Source organism: Streptomyces adelaidensis, from assembly GCF_016598475.1.
Taxonomy (GTDB): domain Bacteria; phylum Actinomycetota; class Actinomycetes; order Streptomycetales; family Streptomycetaceae; genus Streptomyces; species Streptomyces adelaidensis.
This window is the reverse complement of sequence record NZ_JAEMUX010000063.1, coordinates 24,303-44,616: the sequence shown is the minus strand read 5'-3', so window position 1 is coordinate 44,616 and position 20,314 is coordinate 24,303. Positions and strand designations below refer to the sequence as shown.

14 protein-coding genes and 1 pseudogene are annotated in these 20,314 nt (G+C 73.6%); 9 read left to right on the top strand and 6 right to left on the bottom strand.

Annotated elements, in window-relative coordinates; translation table 11 throughout:
* Position 1: 1 nt before the first annotated feature.
* From I8N67_RS29440 to I8N67_RS29415, 6 genes and pseudogenes are all read left to right on the top strand, one after another.
* Complete coding sequence (locus I8N67_RS29440; protein ID WP_200307259.1) at positions 2-1,492, top strand: aldehyde dehydrogenase; 1,491 nt, start codon at positions 2-4, stop codon at positions 1,490-1,492.
* Positions 1,493-1,569: 77 nt separating this feature from the next.
* Positions 1,570-1,872 (top strand): annotated as a pseudogene (locus I8N67_RS29435) (gamma-glutamyl-gamma-aminobutyrate hydrolase family protein); the annotation flags it as partial.
* A 51-nt stretch (positions 1,873-1,923) separates the two neighbouring features.
* Positions 1,924-2,922 (top strand): endonuclease/exonuclease/phosphatase family protein, encoded by a 999-nt coding sequence (locus tag I8N67_RS29430; RefSeq protein ID WP_200307257.1) that lies wholly within the window; start codon positions 1,924-1,926, stop codon positions 2,920-2,922.
* 211 nt (positions 2,923-3,133) lie between these two features.
* Positions 3,134-3,952 carry a hypothetical protein gene (locus tag I8N67_RS29425; RefSeq protein ID WP_200307256.1) on the top strand — a complete coding sequence of 273 codons (819 nt, stop codon included), beginning with the start codon at positions 3,134-3,136 and terminating at the stop codon, positions 3,950-3,952.
* Positions 3,952-6,330, top strand: a complete 2,379-nt coding sequence (locus tag I8N67_RS29420; RefSeq protein WP_200307255.1) for a bifunctional serine/threonine-protein kinase/ABC transporter substrate-binding protein — start codon at positions 3,952-3,954, stop codon at positions 6,328-6,330. The genes I8N67_RS29425 and I8N67_RS29420 overlap by 1 nt, the downstream gene beginning before the upstream one ends.
* On the top strand, positions 6,330-8,558 hold the full coding sequence (locus tag I8N67_RS29415) for a bifunctional serine/threonine-protein kinase/ABC transporter substrate-binding protein (protein WP_200307254.1): 2,229 nt from the start codon (positions 6,330-6,332) through the stop codon (positions 8,556-8,558). Before I8N67_RS29420 ends, I8N67_RS29415 begins: the two co-directional genes overlap by 1 nt.
* Positions 8,559-8,594: 36 nt before the next feature.
* Here I8N67_RS29415 and I8N67_RS29410 read toward each other — a convergent pair whose 3' ends face one another.
* From I8N67_RS29410 to I8N67_RS29385, 6 genes are all read right to left on the bottom strand, one after another.
* Positions 8,595-9,764 (bottom strand): substrate-binding domain-containing protein, encoded by a 1,170-nt coding sequence (locus tag I8N67_RS29410; protein ID WP_200307253.1) that lies wholly within the window; start codon positions 9,762-9,764, stop codon positions 8,595-8,597.
* Between the two features lie 51 nt (positions 9,765-9,815).
* A complete protein-coding gene (locus I8N67_RS29405) occupies positions 9,816-10,964 on the bottom strand; it encodes an ABC transporter permease (RefSeq protein ID WP_200307252.1) in 1,149 nt (382 codons plus the stop codon).
* Positions 10,961-12,508 (bottom strand): sugar ABC transporter ATP-binding protein, encoded by a 1,548-nt coding sequence (locus I8N67_RS29400; RefSeq protein ID WP_200307251.1) that lies wholly within the window; start codon positions 12,506-12,508, stop codon positions 10,961-10,963. Before I8N67_RS29400 ends, I8N67_RS29405 begins: the two co-directional genes overlap by 4 nt.
* Before the next feature lie 135 nt (positions 12,509-12,643).
* On the bottom strand, positions 12,644-15,754 hold the full coding sequence (locus tag I8N67_RS29395; protein WP_372443820.1) for a SpoIIE family protein phosphatase: 3,111 nt from the start codon (positions 15,752-15,754) through the stop codon (positions 12,644-12,646).
* 144 nt (positions 15,755-15,898) lie between these two features.
* On the bottom strand, positions 15,899-16,780 hold the full coding sequence (locus tag I8N67_RS29390; protein WP_234046486.1) for a cyclase family protein: 882 nt from the start codon (positions 16,778-16,780) through the stop codon (positions 15,899-15,901).
* Between the two features lie 219 nt (positions 16,781-16,999).
* On the bottom strand, positions 17,000-17,887 hold the full coding sequence (locus tag I8N67_RS29385) for a hypothetical protein (RefSeq protein WP_234046485.1): 888 nt from the start codon (positions 17,885-17,887) through the stop codon (positions 17,000-17,002).
* 100 nt (positions 17,888-17,987) lie between these two features.
* On the opposite strand from I8N67_RS29385, the gene I8N67_RS29380 reads away from it, so the two are divergent.
* From I8N67_RS29380 to I8N67_RS29370, 3 genes are all read left to right on the top strand, one after another.
* Positions 17,988-18,440, top strand: a complete 453-nt coding sequence (locus tag I8N67_RS29380) for a pyridoxamine 5'-phosphate oxidase family protein (protein ID WP_200307248.1) — start codon at positions 17,988-17,990, stop codon at positions 18,438-18,440.
* Between the two features lie 36 nt (positions 18,441-18,476).
* Positions 18,477-18,917, top strand: coding sequence for an iron chaperone (locus I8N67_RS29375; RefSeq protein ID WP_234046484.1), 441 nt, complete (start codon positions 18,477-18,479; stop codon positions 18,915-18,917).
* Between the two features lie 118 nt (positions 18,918-19,035).
* On the top strand, positions 19,036-20,298 hold the full coding sequence (locus I8N67_RS29370; protein ID WP_200307246.1) for a sensor histidine kinase: 1,263 nt from the start codon (positions 19,036-19,038) through the stop codon (positions 20,296-20,298).
* Positions 20,299-20,314: the final 16 nt, after the last annotated feature.

The following is a 20,314-nucleotide window of genomic DNA, read 5'->3' as shown; positions in this document are numbered from 1 at the left end:
GATGCCGGCCCTCGTCCACGACGACCTGCTGCGTCGCGCCAAGGATCTGCGCCTGCCCGCCCAGCACCACATCGACGGCGTGGACGAGCCGGGCGGGGACAACGCTTTCGCCGTCGTCTCGCCCCGCGACGGACAACTCCTCGTCGAGGTCGCCGACGCGCGGGCCGCCGAGGTCGACCTGGCCGTGGCCGCCGCGCGCCGAGCCTTCGACTCCGGTCCCTGGCCCCGCCTCGCACCCGCCGAGCGCGGCCGCGTTCTGCTCCGCATCGCCGAACTGCTCGAAGAGCAAGGGGAGATGCTCGCCCTGACCATCACCCTGGAGATGGGCAAGCCGATCACGGGCGCGTACGCCATCGAACTCCGCGCCGCGATCAACACCTTCCGCTGGTACGGGCAGCTGGCCGACAAACTCACCGACGAGTCGCCCCACACCGCTCCCGACGCCCTCGCCCTGGTCACCCGGGAACCCGCGGGTGTCGTGGGCGCCGTCGTGCCGTGGAACTTCCCGTTGACGCTGGCGAGTTGGAAAGTGGCTCCGGCACTGGCCGCCGGCTGCACGGTCGTACTCAAGCCGTCGGAGAACTCACCGCTGTCCGCCCTGCTCCTCGGCCGGATCGCCACCGAGGCCAGGCTGCCGCCGGGCGTGCTCAACGTCGTGACCGGCGACGGGCCGGTGGCCGGCCGGGCGATCGGTCTGCACCCCGATGTGGACGTCCTCGCCTTCACCGGCTCCACAGCGGTCGGCCGCCACTTCCTGCGCTACTCCGCCGACTCCAACCTCAAGCGCGTCTGGCTCGAACTGGGCGGCAAGTCGCCGAACATCATCCTTCCCGACGCCCCCGACCTGGAGAAGGCCGCCGCCACCGCCGCCTGGGGCATCTTCTTCAACCAGGGCGAGATGTGCACCGCGCCCTCCCGGCTGCTGGTGCACTCCTCCGTCGCCGAACGCGTCACGGAGGCGATCGTGGCCCGCGCCGGGGAACTGCGTGTGGGCGACCCGCTCGACCCGGCCACCGAGATGGGCGCACTGGTCGGCGAGAACCATCTGGAACGCGTCCTCGACCACATCGGCTCCGGCCTCGACGAGGGCGCGCGGCTGCGGGCGGGCGGCGGTCGGGCGCTGACCGACACGGGCGGCAGCTTCCTGCGCCCCACCGTCTTCGACCGGGTGGACCCCGGTATGCGGCTGGCCCGCGAGGAGATCTTCGGGCCCGTCCTGTCCGTCCTCGCCTTCGACGACCTGGACGAGGCGGTACGGCTCGCCAACGCCACCGAGTACGGCCTCGGCGCCGGCCTGTGGACCTCCGACCTGTCCACCGCCCACCAGGTCTCCCGCGCGCTCCGGGCCGGCACGGTCTGGGTCAACTGCTATGAGGAGGGCGACCTGACCGTGCCCTTCGGCGGTATGAAGCAGTCGGGCAACGGCCGCGACAAGTCCGCCCACGCCATCGAGAAGTACACCGAGCTCAAGACCACGTGGATCCAGCTGTGATCCGCCCCTTGATCGCCGTCCCCGCCCGCTTCTCCGCCACGACCTCGGCACTGCGGTACGCCGCCGAGGTCAACGCACACCTCGTGCACCCGGTGGCGATCCGGCGCGGCACCCTGCTGGAACAGGCCACCGGCGCACAGAAGGTGGAGGCCTCCTGTCACCACCACCAGCGGGTGAACGACATCGCGCCCGGCCTCACGATCACCGCGCGGGCCGCCGACGGCACCGTGGAAGGCCTCGAACTCGTGGGCGGGGACGGGTGGTTCACCGCCGTCCATTGGCACCCGGAGGACACCGCCCACGAGGACCCCGCGCAGCAGGGCCTCTTCGACGCCCTCGTACGGGCCGCCGCCCGAAACGAAACCCGAAACCGAAACTGATGGCCCGCGCGGCTCGTCTGGGAAGGTGCGGGGGCGAGTGGATGGGGAGAGATGGCCGAGCGGGCGGGCGGAGACGGCACGTCGAGGGCGAAGGCGGCGGCAGCGGGGCGGTGGATCTGGTCGCGGGCTCGGGGGCGGGGCCGGGTGCTCGCCTCGGCGGCGGTGCTGACGGCCGGGCTGCTGGCGTTCCATCGGGCGGTGCCCAACACCCCTGCTCGCCTGGGCAGTTCGCTGGAGTCGTTCCTGCCCTGGCTCGGCCTGGTGATCGTGGTGCTGCTCGGCCTGGGACTGCTGCGCCGCTCGGCTGTCGCACTGCTGGCGCTGTCGCTGCCGGTGGCGGCCTGGACGTACCTCTTCGGCGGGCTGTTGCTGCCCGGGGCGGAGTCCGGCGGGCGCGACCTGGTCGTGGTGCAGCACAACGTCAGCGACGAGAACGCCGACCCGGTGGGCACGGCCGACGCGCTGGCCGCCGCCGGGCCCGATCTCATCGCACTGGAGGAGCTGGTGCCCACGGCGCTGCCGGTCTACGAGAGGACGCTCGCCCCGGACTACCCGTACCACTCTGTGCAGGGCACCGTCGGACTCTGGTCGAAGCATCCGCTCACCGGTGCCCGGCCGCTGGACATCAAGCCCGAGGGGATCACGGAGACCTGGAATCGCGGGCTGCGGACGGCCGTCCACACTCCGCGCGGCGAGATCGCCGTGTATGTCGCGCACCTGCCGTCGGTCCGCGTCCGGGCGAGCGGCCTCGCCTCCTCCTGGCGCGACGAGAGCGCCGAGCTGTTGGGTGCGGCGGTCGCCGCCGAGCGGCTGACCAGGGTGATCCTCCTGGGCGACCTCAACGGCACGGTCGACGACCGTGGGCTGGCCCCGCTGACCGCACGGCTGAACGTGGCGGAACGGGGCTTCGCCTTCAGCTTCCCCGCCGCCTTCCCGGTGGCCCGCATCGACCAGGTCATGGCCCGAGCGGCCGCAGTCGGGCATATCCGCACCCTGCCGGCGACCGGCAGCGACCACCTGCCGGTCGCCGCCCGCATCACCCTGGACTGAGCCGGACGGCATGACCCACCAGGGTGGTCCGGAACGGGAACCCCGGAGTCCGTCCTCCGCGTCAATGGCTCCGGCGTGTGCGAAGCAACTCGTGGGAACCGCTCCCGCCTGGATCGCGTACATCTGTACGATCACCGGTCACGCACGGGGAATTGCGGTGGAGGGGGCGGCGATGGGCGACAAAGGCGCTGGACGAAGAGGTGGTTGGCGGTTGAGAGCCGCCGTGTCGGGGACGGCGGCGGCGGTGCTTCTCGGCGGTTGCAGCATGGGGGCGACGGAGGGGGCGGCGGAGCCGGGGGCCAAGGCTTCGGGGTCCCGGGCGCCTTCCGCTTCCGCGTCCGGCGAGGTGTCGGCGGAGGGCTCGGAGCCGTCGGCGACACCGTCCGCGGCGCCGTTCGAGGCGGACCCGGATCGCGTACCGACGTCGGGGACGCGGGGCGCCACGCTGGCGGCGGCGATCGTGATGCGGCCGCAGGACTGGGGCGCGGGTTTCGAGGCGCAGCCGCTCGCCCGCAGCGCCGAGGGCACCGTCGCCGTACTGGACGAGGAGTGCCGGTGGCAGCGCCGGGCCCTGCCCGAGGGCGTGCTCGCGTCGCTGTCGCTGTACAGCGAGCTGCCGGGCACCGGAAAGCGCGGCACGGTCAAGGTGACGGCCGCGGTGACGGTGCACACCACGGTGCTCGGCGCCGACGACCAGTTGTCCGAAACGCTGGAGGAACCGCTGCGCTGCCCCGAGCAGCAGGTACGCGCCGATGAGCGGATCGCGGAGCTCAACTCCGTGGGCACCCCCCTCGGCATACGCGGCAACAACTACGCCGACGACTCGATCTACGAGCAGGGCGCCTATCTGACCGGCGGCGGCAAGGCCTCGTACCGGTGGATGGTCACCCGGCTCGGTCAGGTGACCGTGGCGGTGGCGCTGAAGGGCGCCGAGGGATACACCAGCAGCGAACTGGAGCAGTACGTGACGCGCGGCACCACCACCATGCTCGACCGGGTGAGATTCGAACTGGGCGGAGGCGAGGGCTGATGGAGCGGCTGCGTTCTTCCGATCCCGCCCGGATCGCCGACCACCGTCTGCTCGGCCGGCTCGGCGCGGGTGGCATGGGTGTGGTGTATCTGGCGCGTACCCCGGCGGGTTCGCTGGTGGCTTTGAAGGTGTTGGCGGCGGAGTACGCCGAGGATCCGGGCTTCCGGCGGCGCTTCAGCCGTGAGATCGAGGTGGCCCGGCGCATCAGCAGCCCGTGGGCGGTGCCGCTGGTGGGCGCCGACGCGGACGCGGAGGCGCCGTGGCTGGCGACGGCGTACGTGCCCGGTCCGTCCCTGGCGGAGTCGGTCGCCGCGCACGGGCCGCTCACCGAGCGGGGTTTGCGGGTCCTCGGCGGCCGGCTGGCCCTGGCGCTGGGCGAGGTCCACCGGGCCGGACTGGTCCACCGGGACCTCAAGCCGGGCAACGTACTGCTGGCCGCGGACGGGCCCCGGCTCATCGACTTCGGTATCGCCAGGGCGCCCGAGGACTCCGCGCTCACCGCGACGGGCCTCGTGGTCGGCACCCCCGGCTATCTCTCGCCGGAGCAGGCCGAGGGGCGCGGCGGGCAGACCATCGGTCCGGCGAGCGACGTGTTCTCCCTCGGCTGTGTTCTGGCGTTCGCCGCGACGGGCCGCGCGCCCTTCGGCGCCGGCGCCCTCGACGCCCTCCTGTACCGGGCCGTGCACGACCCCGCCGACCTCGACGGCATCCCGCCCGCGCTGGCCGGCCTGGTGACCCGCTGCCTGGAGAAGGACCCGGCCCAGCGACCCGAGGTCGGGGAGCTGGTACGGCAACTGCTGCCCGGGGACACGGCGGAGGAGGGCGGCGAAGACACCGCCGACCTCGCCGACGCGCCCGCCGAGGCTCCCGCCGCTGTCCCAGCGGATGCGCCGGACGACCCCACCGCCCCCTGGCTCCCCGAGGAAGTCATCCGGCTGATCGCCCGGAGCTCCACCGAAGCACTCGCCCTGCCGGACATCGAACACACCGAGATATCGGCCGCCGCCCCGTCCGCGGACGCCTCCCCGGACAGCGGTTCCGAGGACGGGACCGGCCCACAGCACTCCGCCCCGGACAAGGGCAGAGGCAAGGGCCAGGGCGCCGACACCGCGGCCCCGGCCTCCGGCGCCGACGACACTCTCCCCACCCCCGCGGACACGCCCCGGCCCTCCAGCCGCCGCCGCGCCCTCCTCCTCGCGGGCGCGGGCGCGGTCCTCGCCGCAGGTGGTGGCGCGACCTGGTGGGCCGTCGGCCGGGACGGCGACGGGAGCGGCAAGGAGCCGGCCGCTGCGGCCTCCTCCCGGCGCCCCGCGTACACCGTCGCTCTGCACGGCGACCTCAGTGGCGACCGGCGCGACACCGGGAAGGCCCAGGAGCGCGGACTGCGGCTGGCCGTCGCGGAGTTCAACGCGCGGGACGACGCACCCTTCCACGTGGACGTACGGGCCGTGGACGACGCCGGCGATCCGGCCGCGGCGGCCCGGATCGCGAAGGAGCTCGCCGACGACGAGTCGGTGCTCGCCGTGGTCGGTCCGACCACGGACACGACCGCCCAGTCGGCGCTGGCGGCGTACGACGCCGTCCTGCTGCCCGTGGTCCTGGTGTCGCCCGGCGCCATCAACCTCTCCGTACAGGGCTTCCGTTCGCTCCTGCACGCACGGCTGCCCGACACGCTGCTGCCCTTCTACATCGACGCGTTCCTGCGCGGCACCCGCCCGCGCAAGGTCGGTGTCGTCGTCGACCGCGCGGCCGACAACTACGGCTGGGAGATCAGCAGCACCCTGAGCAGGCAGCTGCAGACGGCGGCGCAGCCGTATCTGCCCCGCGTGGTCAGTGCCATGCGGTCCGGGTTCGGCGACGCGGTGGACGATCTGCTGGCCGCCGACACCGATTCGTTCGCCTTCGCCGGACTGCCCGACCGGGGCGCCTCGTTCGCCAGGACGCTGCGCGAACGCGGCTTCTCCGGCGCCCGCGCCTCCGGACCGGCCCTGCTGGACCCGCTCTTCCTCACGGAGGCGAAGGAGGCCGCCGACGGGTGGACGATCGTCGCGCCGGTCCTCGACGCGACACTCGTGCCCGAGACGAAGGCGTTCGCCGACGCCTACCGCGAGCGGTGGAAGGAGGCACCGCCCCGGTACGCGGTGGAGGCGTACGACGTGACCGGCATGGTGCTGAAGACGCTGGCGGACCTGCCGGCGAAGGGCCGGACCCGTACGGAACTGCTCGCCGCCCTGCGGGCCGTCAAGTACAAAGGTGTCACCAGGACGTTCGCGTTCCAGAAGACCGGTCTGCCGGTCATCGACGGCACCGGTGGCTTCCTCTGGCGGGTCGAGGACGGCGCGTTCGTGTACGGCGGCCCGGCGCCGCTGCTCGTCTGATGGAGCCGCTGCGTACCGCCGATCCGTCCCGGCTGGGCGACTACCGCCTGCTGCGGCGGCTCGGCGCGGGCGGCATGGGCGTCGTCTTCCTGGCCCGCGCGCCGGGCGGGGCCTTCGCCGCGGTCAAGGTCGTACGGGCGTCCCATGCGGACGACGAGGGGTTCCGGGCCCGGTTCCGCCGGGAGATCGAGGTGGCCCGGCGGGTCGACAGCCCCTGGGTGGTCCCGTTGCTGGACGCGGACGCCGACGCGGAGGATCCGTGGCTGGCGACCGCGTTCGTACCGGGCCCCTCCCTCGCGGAAGTGCTTGACGGGTACGGGCAGTTGGCGCCGGAGTCGGTGTGCGTGCTGGGGCTGCGGCTCGCACAGGCGCTGGACGCGGTCCACCGGGCGGGGCTGGTGCACCGCGATGTGAAGCCGGCCAACGTACTGCTCGCCCCGGACGGGCCCCGGCTGATCGACTTCGGCATCGCGCGCACGCCGGAGGGCACGGCGCTCACCTCCACCGGCGTCATCGTGGGCTCGCCCGGATTCCTGTCGCCCGAACAGGCCAGGGCGCGCGGCGCCGGCATCGGCCCGCCCAGCGACGTCTTCTCGCTGGGCTGCGTCCTGGCCTTCGCCGCGACCGGTGTCCGCCCGTTCGGCGGCGGCTCGGCCGCCGGGATGCTGCTGCGCACGGTCTACGACGAGCCGGAACTGCCCGGAATCCCGGACCTGTTGGAGCCGGTCGTACGGGCTTGCCTGGACAAGGATCCGGCGGCCCGGCCGACCGCCGTGGAGGTCGGCCGGGCCCTGGACGCGGTCGGCCCCTACGACCGGGAGCGGTGGCTGCCGGAGCCGGTGACCCGGCTGATCGCGGACCGGTCCGCGACGGTCCTCGCCATGGGCGCGATCGAGCCGACCCGGGTGTCCGCCCCGGCCTCGGCGGCGCCGGCCGCCCCGGATTCGGTGACGGTGACCGATCTCAAGGAACCGGAGCCCAGCACTTCGCCCACGAGCCGCCGCGGCTTCCTGAGGCTCGGCGCGCTCGGCACACTCGGCTCCACGGGCGCCGGGGTGCTTGCGGCGGCCGGCGGGGCCTGGTGGTGGAGCGGCCGTGGCGACCGGAAGACGGACGCCGCCACCCCACCCTCGTCCGCTCCGCGCCCCGAACTCCTCGTGGCCTTCCAGGGAGACCTCTCCGGCGCCACCGCCGAGACCGGACGCGCACAGCTCGACGGGGCCCGGCTGGCCGTCGAGCACATCAACGCCGATCGCGCCCGGCCGCTACGGCTGAGGCTGCGCGCGTACGACGACGGAGGTGAGCCGGACCGGACGCTGGAGCGGGCGACACGGCTGGTGGCGGACGAGCGGGTCCTCGCGGTGGTGGGCCCGACCGCGGACGCGTGTTTCCTCACCTCGGAGGCCACGTACATCAAGGCCGTGATGCCCGTCGTCACCGTGTCGGTGGGGGTGTCGCCGCAGGTCAGGGAGGCCGGTCTGTCCACCCTCCGTTCGCACGCCCAGCTGGCGCCCACCGACCAGCTGCTCGCCGCGCCGTGCAATGTCTACCTCACGCGCTCCGCCGACGCCCGCAAGGTGTTCCTGGTCGAGGACCGGTCCGAGGGCGACTTCGCCTGGACCCTCTGCACCGACATGCAGCGCGCGCTGAGCCGCGACGGCAGGGAGGCGACCGTGACGAGGGTCGCCGCCGGGAAGGTCGGTCACACCGCGCTGGCCGGGCAGGTCGTCGCGTCCGGTGCGGACGCGGTCGTGTTCAGCGGAGGCCAGGAACGGGCGGGCGCCTTCGCGTCCGCGCTGCGCGGGGCCGGCTTCTCCGGAACCCGGGTCGCGACCCAACGGGCCCTCGGCAGCAGCTTCTTGAAGGCAGCGGGCGCGGCGGCCGACGGCTGGGTGTTCGCCACCACCTTCGTCGACCCGACGGCCACCCCGGCGGCCCGCTCCTTCACCGAGGCGTACCGGGACCGGTACGGCGAACGCCCCGGCTGGTACGCCGCCGAGGCCTACGACGCCGTCCTGTTCCTCGCCGAGGTGTGTGCGGGGGAGGACGCCCCTGTGACGGAACGCGGTGCGATCGTGCGCCGTATGCACGAGGTGCGCTACAAGGGCATCACCCGGACCGTCGCGTACACCGCCGACCAGGGCTACAACAGTGACGCGCTCTTCCTCTTCCGTGTGGTCGACGGGGCGTTCGACTTCCTCGGCCAGTACCAGCGGGTGAACGGGTGAGGGCGTGCCCCCACCCTGCCCCCGGTGTCCCCCTGCTCACTTTCCCCAGATCTTCCGGTACGCCTCCTGGTAGCCCGCCGGGTCCCACGTCGTGGCGCCGGCGCTGTTGTCGGCCGTACTGATGTGGACGGGGGCGACGTAGCCGCTGGCGGGGCGGTCGGCGAAGGCGCGGTTGAACTCGTCGACGATCTGCCAGCCCTGGAGGGTGAGCGGCTCGGGGACGGTGGCCGCCTGGTACTGCTCGTTGTCGATGCGCTGGAAGGCGGAGGGGTCGCCGTCGCCGGCGCCGATGTTGAAGGGCGGGCCGGCGCCGTTCTCGCCGGCCGCGCGGAAGGCCGGGGCGGCGTCGGCGAAGTACAGGTCGTTGATGGCGACGGAGTGGGTCCATCGGCCCTGGAAGCGGGAGAGGAGCGAGGAGACCTCACGGGGCGTGCGGCTGCTCGCGTCCGGGATGGGGATGTTCTCGTACGACAGCAGTTCCACGCCCGAACAGGTGGCCAGCTCCTTCCTGATGAGCTCGGACTTGTTCTTGGCGAAGGGGATGGAGGCGTCGGTGAAGACCACGACGCCCGCGTCGCCGCCGGAGGTCGCGATGACCCACTGCGCGCTGATCCTGGCGACCTGCTCGACCTCGGTGGTGACGTTGGTGAAGAGCGCGGGCCGCCTGCTGGGGCCGGGGGCGGCGACGGCGTGCCATCCGATGAGCGGGATGCCCGCCTCGTCGGCCCGTGCGACCTGCCGCGAGGTCGCGTTGGGGTCGAAGCCCCCGATGACGATGCCCGAGGGTCTGAGGGCCACGGCCTCGCTCATCGCCGCCTGGATGCCGGCGGGGGTGCCGCCGCCGTCGATCACCCGGACGTTCCAGCCGATGACCCGCGCGGCCTCCCGGACGCCCTCGGCGGCGCCCGCGACTCCGGGATTGGTCATGGTCTGGGCGACGTAGACGAGGGTCCTGCCGGTCACCGCCCCGGGGCCGGTGGTCGGTCCGTCCCACGGGGCGTCGGTTTGCTCCGCCCGGCCGACGGCGGCCTGGGCCCTGGCCTGCACGGCGGGGCAGCCGCTCGGGCCCGACGCGGACTCCCCCGGTCCTGCCGAAGATCCGCGTTCGCAGGCGGCCAGCAGGGTGGTCGTCGCGGCCAGCAGGGCGGTCGCCGCGCACCGGGCCTTGCGGGCGCCGGGAGTGGCTCTGCGGTTGCGGTCGTGCACGGGAGCTCCTCCCGGAGGGGGGACTAGCGAGAGAAGGGCGGCGGCCTCGGTTCACGGTGTGCCGCTGCCCGACGTGCCGTCGTCGCGGGGCGGGGAGGGCGGGGGTTCCGGTGGCACGTCGGGTGTGTCGGGGGTGTCGGAGGTCGCGAAGACTCCGGTGCGCACCCGGCGGCGGGCGGTGTAGCCGGCCAGGCCGACGGCGACGAGCAGGGTGCCGCCGTGGAACAGCGGGACCGTCCAGAACTCGGCGCCCATCTGGGCGATGCCGGTGAGGCCGACGGCGAGGACGGCGACGGCGACGAGGGTGCCCATGGCGTTGGGGCGGCCGGGTTTGATCGCGGTCGCGCCGAGGAGGGCCCCGACGAAGGCGGGCAGCAGATAGTCGAGGCCGACACTCGGGTTGCCGAGCTGTTGCTGGGCGGCGAGGAGCACTCCGGCGAAGCCGACGATCAGGCCCGACGCGGCGAAGGCGCAGACGGTGTACTTGCGGACCGGGATGCCCACGAGGTCGGCGGCGCGCGGGTTGGATCCGACGACGTACAGGTACCGGCCGAGCGGCAGCCGTTCCAGTACCAGCCAGAGGGCGACGGCGAGGGCGAGCACGTAGAAGGCGGGGACCGGGAGGCCGAGGAACGTGGAGGTGTAGAGGTCGGTGAAGGCCGGCGGAAGGCCCTGCGGGCCGGGGACGATCCGGCCGCCGTCGGTGATCCAGCCGGTTACCGCGTACATCATGCTGCCGGTGCCGAGCGTGGCGATGAAGGAGTCGATCCGGCCGAACTCGACGATGACACCGTTGAGGACGCCCACGACGAGCCCGCCGGCGATCACCGCGAGGCAGGCGAGCGGCCAGGGCCAGCCGGCGTCGACGACGAGGTACAGCACCATGACGTGGGCCAGGCCGAGGCCGTAGCCGATGGAGAGGTCGAACGCGCCGGTCACGATGGGGACCATGGCGGCGAGCGCGAGGCAGGCCGGGATCGACTGGGTGAAGAGGATCGAGTCGACGGTGTCGAGGGTGGGGAAGGTGCGCGGCAGGGTGAGGGAGAAGATCAGGACGAGCAGGGCGGTGAGGGCCAGGAGGCCGTAGGCGCCGATCAGGTGTCCACCCGTACGGCTCGGGCCGCGGCGCCGGCCCGGCTTGCTCTGCGGGCCCGGCTTGCTCTGCGGGCGCGGCCGGGGCGAGGGCGGTGGGGCGGTCACCGGTTCGTGGCGGTTCCGGTGCGGGGCAGGGCCGAAGCCGCCCGGGTGAGGCCCGCGACCGTGAGGGCCGGGCCGCTGAGCTCCACCGTCACGGAGCCGCGGACGAAGACGAGGGCGCGCCCGCACACCCCCGCGACCTCCTCGGAGTCGGTGGAGATGAGGAGGACCGCGAGGCCGTCGGCCAACGCCTCGTCGAGCAGCCGGTGGACGGCGGCCTTGGCCCCGATGTCGACGCTCGCCGTCGGTTCCTCCAGGATCAGCAGGCGCAGGCCGGTCCTGAGCCAGCGGCCGATCATGACCTTCTGCTGGTTGCCGCCGGAGAGGGTGGCGATGGGGGCCTCGCTGTCGCGCGGACGTACCGCGAACCGTTCGATCAGGGCGGCGGCCTCGCCGCGTTCGCGGCGCGGGCCGATCCAGCGCTGTGCCGTCTCGTGTCCCGCGCCGGGGTTGGCCAGCAGGTTCTCCCGTACGGTCAGTTCGGCGAGGCAGCCCTCCCGCTGCCGGTCGCCGGGTACGAGGGCGACGCCGCGTCCGACGGCGTCGGCGACCGTACGGGGGCGGTACGGGCGGCCGTCGAGCAGGGCCCGGCCGCCGAGGAGTGGCCGGGACCCCGCGAGGGCCCGGCCGAGGCCCAGGTGTCCGGCGCCCGAGAGGCCGACCAGGCCCACGCTCTCCCCGGGCCTCAGCTCCAGGTCGACCGGTCCCGTGCCGGAGGTGCGTACGCCTTCGAGGGTCAGGACGGCTGGGCCGCCGGCCGGTGCCGGGGTGGGGCGGCGGGCGGTGGGCTCCTCGCCGGTGATGTCGTGCACCAGACGGGCCGGGCTGTGGTCGGCGAGCGATCCGTGGCTCAGGAGCCGGCCGTCGCGCAGGACGGCGAAGGTGTCGGCGACCTGGTACACCTCGTCCAGGCGGTGGGTGACGTAGAGGATGCCGTGGCCTCGGTCGCGCAGGGTGTGCAGGACGCGGAAGAGCCGGGCGCAGTCCGCGGCGGGCAGACGGGCGGTCGGTTCGTCGAGGACGATGAGCCGCGCCCGCGCGGCCAGGGCGCGGGCGATGGCGACCAGGGAACGCTCGGCCGGGGCGAGTTGAGCGATCGACGCGTCGGGGTCGAGCCGGCCGCCGACGATCCGCAGGGCGTCGACGCAGCGCTCCCGGGTCCGCCGCCAGGAGATCAGTCCGGCGCGGCGCGCGTACCCGGTGCTCAGGGCGATGTTCTCGGCGACCGTCATCCACTCCACGAGGCCCAGGTCCTGGTGGATGAAGGACATGCGGTGGGCGGCGGCGTGGCTCCCAAGAGGGTGCCCGTCCACCGTGATCCGGCCCGCGTCGGCCTGGTGGACGCCGGCGAGCACCTTGATGAGCGTGGACTTCCCGGCTCCGTTGGGGCCGAGGAGCGCGAGGACGCTGCCGGCGTGGACGTCGAGGTCGACCCCGGCCAGCGCGCGGGTGCCGCCGAAGCGCTTGGCGAGTCCTCGGATACGGACGAGCGGTTCCGCCCCGCCGGGCGGGATCGCCTGTGCGGAGGTGTCGTGAGCGTCGTGCACGGACAGCTCCGGGGGTCGGCCTGGCGGGTTCTTCCCGAATTGCGACTAGTAACTTGCGACTTGCTACTTGCGACAGCGATACTAGCCGCTCATATCAGACCATTTACGGCATTTCGTCGCAGGGTGTCGTGTGTGTCAGGTGCCGTCGAGCCCGCAGGCGGCCCAGAGGACCTTGCCCTCCGGGGTGTAGCGCGTGCCCCAGCTCCGGGAGAGCTGCGCGACGAGGAACAGACCCCGGCCGCCCTCGTCGGTGGTGGCCGCCCGGCGCAGTCGCGGGGCGGTGTTGCTGGTGTCGGAGACCTCGCAGATCAGGGCGCGGTCGTGGAGCAGCCGTACCCGGATGGGTCCGGCGCCGTGGCGGATGGCGTTGGTGACGAGTTCGCTGAGCATCAGTTCGACGGCGAACGTGGCCTCGTCGAGCCCCCAGTCGGCCAACTGCCGCAGGGCGGAGGCGCGGACTTCGCTGACGACGGCGGGGTCTGCGGGCAGCTCCCAGGTGGCGATCCGCCGCGGATCGAAGGCGTGGGTGCGGGCGACGAGCAGGGCGATGTCGTCGCCGGGGTGGGCGGGCGCCACGGCGTCCAGGACGACGCGGCAGGTCTCCTCCGGTGCGCGCTCGGGGTGCGCCAGGACCTCGGCCAGTTGGGCGAGGACCACGTCGACGTCTCGTTCGCGGTCCTCGATGAGCCCGTCGGTGTAGAGGACCAGCTGGCTGCCCTCGGGGAGGTGCACCTCGGTGGACTCGAAGGGCAGACCGCCGAGGCCGAGCGGGGGCCCGGCGGGCAGTTCGGGGAACGACACCGTGCCGTCCGGGCGGACCAGGGCGGGCGGCGGATGGCCGGCCCGGGCCATCGTGCACTGCTGCGAGGTGGGGTCGTAGACGGCGTACAGGCAGGTCGCGCCGATGACTCCGGCGCCGCCGGAGACAGGATCCTCCCGGTCCAGCCGCCCGACGAGGTTGTCGAGGTGGGTGAGGACCTCGTCCGGGGCGTATTCGAGTTCGGCGAAGCTGCGTGCGGCGGTGCGCAGCTGGCCCATGGTCGCGGCGGAGCGGATGCCGTGGCCGACGACATCGCCGACGAAGAGGCCGATACGGGTTCCGGAGAGCGGGATGACGTCGTACCAGTCGCCGCCGACGTCGGACTCGGCGGGCAGGTAGCGGTGGGCGACCTCGACGGAGTCCTGGTCGGGCAGGCCCTGCGGGAGCAGGCTGCGCTGGAGGGCGAGGACCATGGCGCGCTCGCGGGTGTAGCGCCGGGCGTTGTCGATGGACAGGGCCGCGCGGGAGACGAGTTCCTGGGCCAGCGAACGGTCGTCGTCGCCGAAGGGGGCGGGGTCCTGCGCGCGGTAGAAGGCGGCGACGCCCAGGACGACGCCGCGGGCGACCAGAGGCACCGCGATGAGGGAGTGGACGTGGCCGAGCAGCCGTTCGGTGTGCTCGGGGTCCTGCGCGAGCCAGCCCGCGGCTGTCCTCAGATCCGGTTCCAGCACCGGCTTCCCGCTGGTCAGACAGCGCAGCTGCGGCACGGTCGGGCCGTAGTCGACCTGCTTGCCGACCGGGCTGAAGGGGAGGTCGTCCCGGAGGCCGTGCACCACCGTACGGCGCAGGTCGCCGCGGGGGTCCGCGGCCTCCTCGCCACGCAGTACGGGCTCGGCCAGGTCGATGGTGACGTAGTCCGCCAGCCGTGGTACCGCCGTGTCGGCGAGTTCCTGGGCGGTTCGGCGTACGTCCAGGGTGGTTCCGATACGGGCGCTGGCCTCGGACAGCAGCTCCAGCCGGCGGCGCGCGGCCAGGGCGTAGCCACCCACATGGGGCTCCCCCACCATCAGGAGACTTCTCGCGGGGGGTGCGGAGCCGGGGCGGGGAGCCGGGGTGCCGTCGGCGTCGGCGTCGGTGGGGGTGGTTGTGCGGTCGGCGGGGACGATGGTGGTCGTGCGGTCGGCGGGGGTGAGGCTGTCGGGTGGGACGCCATCGGTCGTGGCGCCGTCGGATGGGATCCCATCGGCCAGGCCGTGATCGCTCGCGACACCGGCGGCCGGGACGTCATCGGTCGCGACACCGGCGGTCGTGGCGTCGGCGCGGGCCGCGGTGATTCTTCCGGGTGCGGCGGCGCGCGGGTGCCCGGGCGGCGCCGGGATGGACGAGAGGGGGCCGGTCGCCGTGACGACGGGGAGGCCCGCGAATCCCCGCGCGGCCCGGGCGACCGGGGTGGCGGGGACGGCCAAGGCGGCGGCGATCGAGCCGGGGTGCCCGGTGGGCCCGGTCAGGACGCCCGGCGCCTCCTCGACCTGGTGCGGGACGGAGAGGGGCTCGTGCGGTGCGAGGCCGGGGAGGACGGCCTCGATGACCATGCCCTCCACCCCGGAGGCGCTGGTCATCGGGCGGCTCACGAGCGTGACCCGTCGGCCGCCGGCCAGGGGCACGTCGACGGCGGCCCGCTGCGCGCGGGAGATCAGCTCGGCGGCCTTCTCCATGAGGGTGGCCCGGTCGCCCGGGCGCAGCCCGAGTGCCAGTTCGTCGACCCCGATGCTGTGGTGCGGTCCCGCGCCGGCTTCGGTCCCGGCCTCCAGGTACGCCCGCAGCAGGGAGCGCTCTCGCGCGGAACTCTGGCCCAGCAGCCGCCGCTCGATGGCCCCGGCCGCCTTGCGTATGACGGCGGTCAGCGCGGGATCCTCGGCGCTGCGCGGATAACCGAAGCACAGGACGCCCTCGATACGGCCGCTGAGCGGGTCGCGTACGGGAAGGGCGCGGCAGGCGCTGCCCTGGGAGCGTTCGGCGAAGTGTTCGGCACCGTAGACACGGATGAGCTGCCGTTCCGCGAGGGCGAGGCCGATGCCGTTGGTGCCGGCGAACCGTTCGGCGAAGACGAACCCCGGGACGGTCTGGATCGCCGGGAGGCCGCCGGCCAGCGACGCCTGTCCGAACCGGCGCAGCAGAACCGTCCCGGTCGCGTCGGCGACGGAGATGTTCATCGCGCTGCCGGCGAACCTGGACTGCAGCCGGTCGAGCACGGGCACGGCTGCTCGGGCGATCCGGTCGTCCCGGTCGAAGTCGTCCCGGAAGGGAAGGTCGGACTGGTCCGGGGAGAGTCCGAGGGAACGGCAGCGCCGCCAGGAGTTCAGGATCGAGGTGCGCACGCCCGTCTCCAGCGGCTCACCCTGCAGAAACCGCTCACGGAAACGGACGGGGCCCGTGCCGCCTGCCGCACGTCCCGTGAGTATCGGCTCGCCGTCGGACCGAACCACGCTGGCCTCACACGCGTTAGACAATCCACTTATCGGAAATATCTGGCATTGACGAGGATACGGGCATCAGCAACGCGAGTCACGGTTCACACGTGTCCTCACAGCTGGTGACCGCGGCCCCCGGCGGGCGGGCGCGGCCGGCCGTCACAGGACCGCGACCGGGTTGACGGGCGAGCCCGTCCCGCCGGGGATGTTCAGCGGGGCCACCACGAGCAGGAACTCGTACCGGCCCGCCTCGGCGGTCGCGGCGGCGAGCGCCTCCAGGTCGAGGTTGTCCAGCAGCGGCACCCCCATCGCGGCCACGGCCAGGGCGTGCACCGGCGAGTGCACCCCCTCCACGGGCGACGGCCGCACATCGCTGTCCCCGTCTCCGCCGAGCAGCGCGACACCGCGCTCGGCCAGCAGCGGTACGGCGTCCACATGGAACCCCGCGCTCGCCCGGCCGGGGTCCCAGGCGCCGAGTTCCGCGCGGCGGCGGACGTGCCCGGAGCGCAGCAGGACCGCGTCACCCTCACCGATCGTCACGCCGAGCGCCTGCTCCGCGGCGACGACGTCCCCGGCCCGCACCGCGTGCCCCGGCTCCAGCCAGGGGACGCCGAGGACGGCGGGGAGGTCGAGGAGCACCCCCCTGGTGACGAGGGGACCGAGTTCCGACACCGCCCCGAATCGGGCTCCCGCGGCGCCGACGGCCTCGCGGGCCGCGCGGCCGTCGTAGAGCTGTCCCCGGTAGGCGACGTGACTCAGCGCGTCGAGGTGGGTGATGCCCTTGCCGTGGTAGTCGGCGGCGATGAAGTCCTTGTGGGTCGCGGGTTCCGGGCTCTCCACATCCCCGAGGTCGGTCATGTGATGCAGGGCGGGCTTGCGGTTGTCCGGACCCGACCGGGTGTTCCAGGGCAACGCCATCGGGACGACCTTCCCGACCCGCACGGCGGCCGTGGCCCGCCGCACATGGCCCTCGGTCACACGGTTCCAGGCCCCCCGGTCGGCCGGGGACCACCGCCCCCACGCACTCACCGCCTCGAACATCTCATCGAACTCCCGGCGGGAGACGGCGGGACCGTTTCCGGTACCGGTACCGGAAACGGCGCCTGTGCCTGCGCCTGCACCCGTCGAGCCGGGAAGCGAGGCATCGGCGGAACTCGAACCCATCTGCACTCACCGTTCACAGTCGACGCGGCACCACGGACGGAACCACGGACGGAACCATCCGAAAAGCACCTTATGTGACGATGTCGGCCAGGGTCACTAGGCAGGTGAGGCGGGTGAGGCAGGGCCTAGGCCGAGGCCGGTGAGTGCCGCCGTACCGGCGGCGATGTGGTCGTCGCCCGCGAGCAGCAGGGTGCGGGCCGACTGGTAGGGGCAGCCGGCCGCCTCGAATGCCGCGGCGGCGGCGAGTTGGCGCGGCAGGTCGCCGTCCAGGAGCGCCTGGGCCCGGTCCAGTTGGGCGGTGGCGACCGGGTTGCCGGTGACGATGCCCCGGGCGGTGGCGACCCGGTCGCGGGCGTCCGGGTGGCCGGCCAGCACCGACGCCTCCGCGCGGAGCGCCACGTACCAGTGCAGCCAGATCCAGGAGACCCACTTCCACACCTCATCCGGGGCGGGTGCGACGCGCTCCAGAGCCGCGTCGGGGTCTCCGTGGTGGAGCTGGACCATGGCGTCGAACACCGCGCCGTAGCCATGGTGGTGTTCCGCCGCGGGGCCCGCCCGGTCGACGATCGCGAGCCATGCCGCCCGGGCGTCGTGGTCGCCGCGCAGACCATGGACCATCGCGACCGACGCGGCGGCCGGGCCGAGCGAGAACGACCGCTGCCGGCCGCCGCGCTGCCACGCGTCGAGGAATCTCACACTGCCGGTGAGTACGTCGTCGGCGCGGCCCGCGAAGGCGTCCGCGACCATGAGCCAGGACGTGGCGTGGTGGGCGACCTCGGCGAACAGCGGGTGGTCGGCGAGTTCCCTGCCCCACCGGCGGGCCTGCGCCAGCTCGCCCACGCCGAGGGCGGTGCCGGCGGCCATGGCGACGGTCTCCCTGGTCCGCTCCCTGGTCCGCTCCGTGGTCCGCTCCGTGGTCCGCTCCGTGGTCCGTTCCGTGGTCCGTTCCGTAGTGGACTCCGTGGTGGATTCCGTGGTCGGCACGGAGGCGGGCCGTCCCCCTGCCGGGAGAGGCTGTGAGCACAGCGGTCGAGCCCGGCAGCACACGCCGGGCCGATCATGGCCCACGACGGCAGGAGTCCCCATGAGTGCCGGCCCGCGCCCCCGCGCTCTGCGTCGCCGCGACACCGAGCACCGGCTCACCCATGACGTCGACGTCTGGGTGGCCAGTGCCTCGGCGGACGGCGCGCCGTATCTGGTGCCGCTGTCCTTCGACTGGGACGGCGAGACGCTGCTGGTGGCGACCCCGGCCGACAGCCCGACCGGCCGGAACCTGGCCGCGGGCCGGACCACTCGGCTGGGGCTGGGCGACACCCGCGACGTGTCCATGATCGAGGGCGAGGTCGAGGACCTCGCCCTCGGCGCCCTGCCGGGCCGGCGAGGCGACCGGTTCGCCGCGCGCACCGGCTTCGACCCGCGCGCGTCGGCCACGCCGTACCGCTGGTTCCGTATCACCCCGCGCCGCGTCCAGGCCTGGCGCGAGGCGGACGAGATCCCGGGCCGCGAGCTGATGCGCGACGGCCTCTGGCTCATCTGACCGACCGACGTACTGTGCGAAATGAGGAGACCTGCGATGCCGAACAAGAAGTTCGACGGGTTCACGGCCGAGGAACGCGACGCGATGAAGGAGCACTCCCAGGAGCTGAAGACCGCCGCGCGCCGCAGCCCGCGCACGGCCAAGGCGGACGGGGAGAGCGACGTGCTCGCGAAGATCGCCGACATGACCGACGCGGACCGCGTCCTCGCCGAGCGGCTCCACCAGATCGTCGGATCCGCCGCGCCGGACCTCGCGCCGAAGCTCTGGTACGGGATGCCGGCGTACGCCAGGAACGGCAAGGTCGTCTGCTTCTTCCAGAGTTCGCAGAAGTTCAAGACCCGGTACGCCACCCTCGGCTTCAGCGACCAGGCGCGGCTCGACGAAGGCACCATGTGGCCCACCACCTACGCCCTGACGGAGCTGACCCCCGCCACCGAGACACGGATCAGCGAACTCGTCGCGAAGGCGGCTGGCTGAGACAACCGCGCCCTCCCTTCTCCTCCCTGAGATGTAGGCGCCAGATGTACGGGATGCGCCGAAAGGGGTGCCGGGGAGGATGTCCCATGGTCGGCGGCCCCGTGACAATGAGCCGGTGATGAACGTCAAGGTGGGCGGCCGGGCGCGCGAAGCGATCAACGCGCTGACGCGCCCGACCGGTTCGCCGCCCCGGCCGACGCGGCGCGGTCTGCTCTTCGACGTGCTGCTCGCGTCGGCGCTCGCCATCGGGGCCACCCACTACGCGCTGAGCGCCGGGCTCGGCCGCAGCTACCAGCTCGTCGACGGAGTGGTACGGGCCCGGACCGGCGCGGACACCTGGCTCGGTGCGGCGGTCCCCGCCCTCCTGGCGACGCTGCCCCTGGCGGTACGGAGGCGGTATCCGCTCGCCGTACTGGCGGTCGTGACGGTCGCGGGTGCGCTCGCGCCGGACGGCGAGGCCCGCATCGTCTTCTACTCCGTCGTCGTCGCCACCTACAGCGCCATCGCCTACAGCCCCTACCGGGCGGCCACCCTGGGCAGCCTGCCCCTCGTACTCCTGGTGCTCGCCTCGACCGGTGACACGGGCGTGCCGACCGTCCCGGACGAGTACGTCCCGCTGCTCGTTCTCCTGCCGCTCGCCACGGCCGCGTACGGGATGCGGACCTGGCGGGCCCGGGCCGACGAGCGGCAGACGCGGATGGCGGAGCTGGAACGCGAGCGGGCCGAGGAGCTGCGGCGCGCGACGGAGTACGAGCGGGCTCGTATCGCCCGCGAACTGCACGACGTGGTCACCCACAACGTCAGCGTGATGGTCATCCAGGCCGGCGCCGCCCGCACGGTCCTGGACGCGGCCCCCGACCGGACCCGCGAGGCACTGCTCGCGATCGAGGCCGGGGGCCGCGCGGCCATGACGGAACTCAGGCATGTCATGGGCCTGCTCACGATGAACGCCGGCGACGATCCGTCCGCCCTGGCCGCCCGCGTGGACATGGCACCGCCACCGGGCCTCGATCGGCTGGACAAACTCATCGGCAGGGTGCGCGCCTCCGGCCTCCCGGTCGAGCTGACCGTCACCGGTGTGCCCCGCCGGCTCCCGCCGGGTGTCGACCTCGCCGCGTACCGGGTGGTGCAGGAGGCGCTCACCAACACGATGAAGCACGCGACGGGCGCCCGCTCGGCCGTGACCGTCTCCTACGGTGGGACCGGCCTCGGCGTCGAGATCACCGACACCGGCGGCCCACCGAGCGCCCGCGCCTCCACCGGTGACGGACATGGCCTGCTCGGTCTGCGCGAGCGCCTCGACGTCTACGGCGGCACCCTGCGCGCCGGGCCGGCTCCCGGCGGCGGTTTCCGCGTCGCGGCCATGATTCCGCTGCGGTGACGGAGGCCGGGACCGG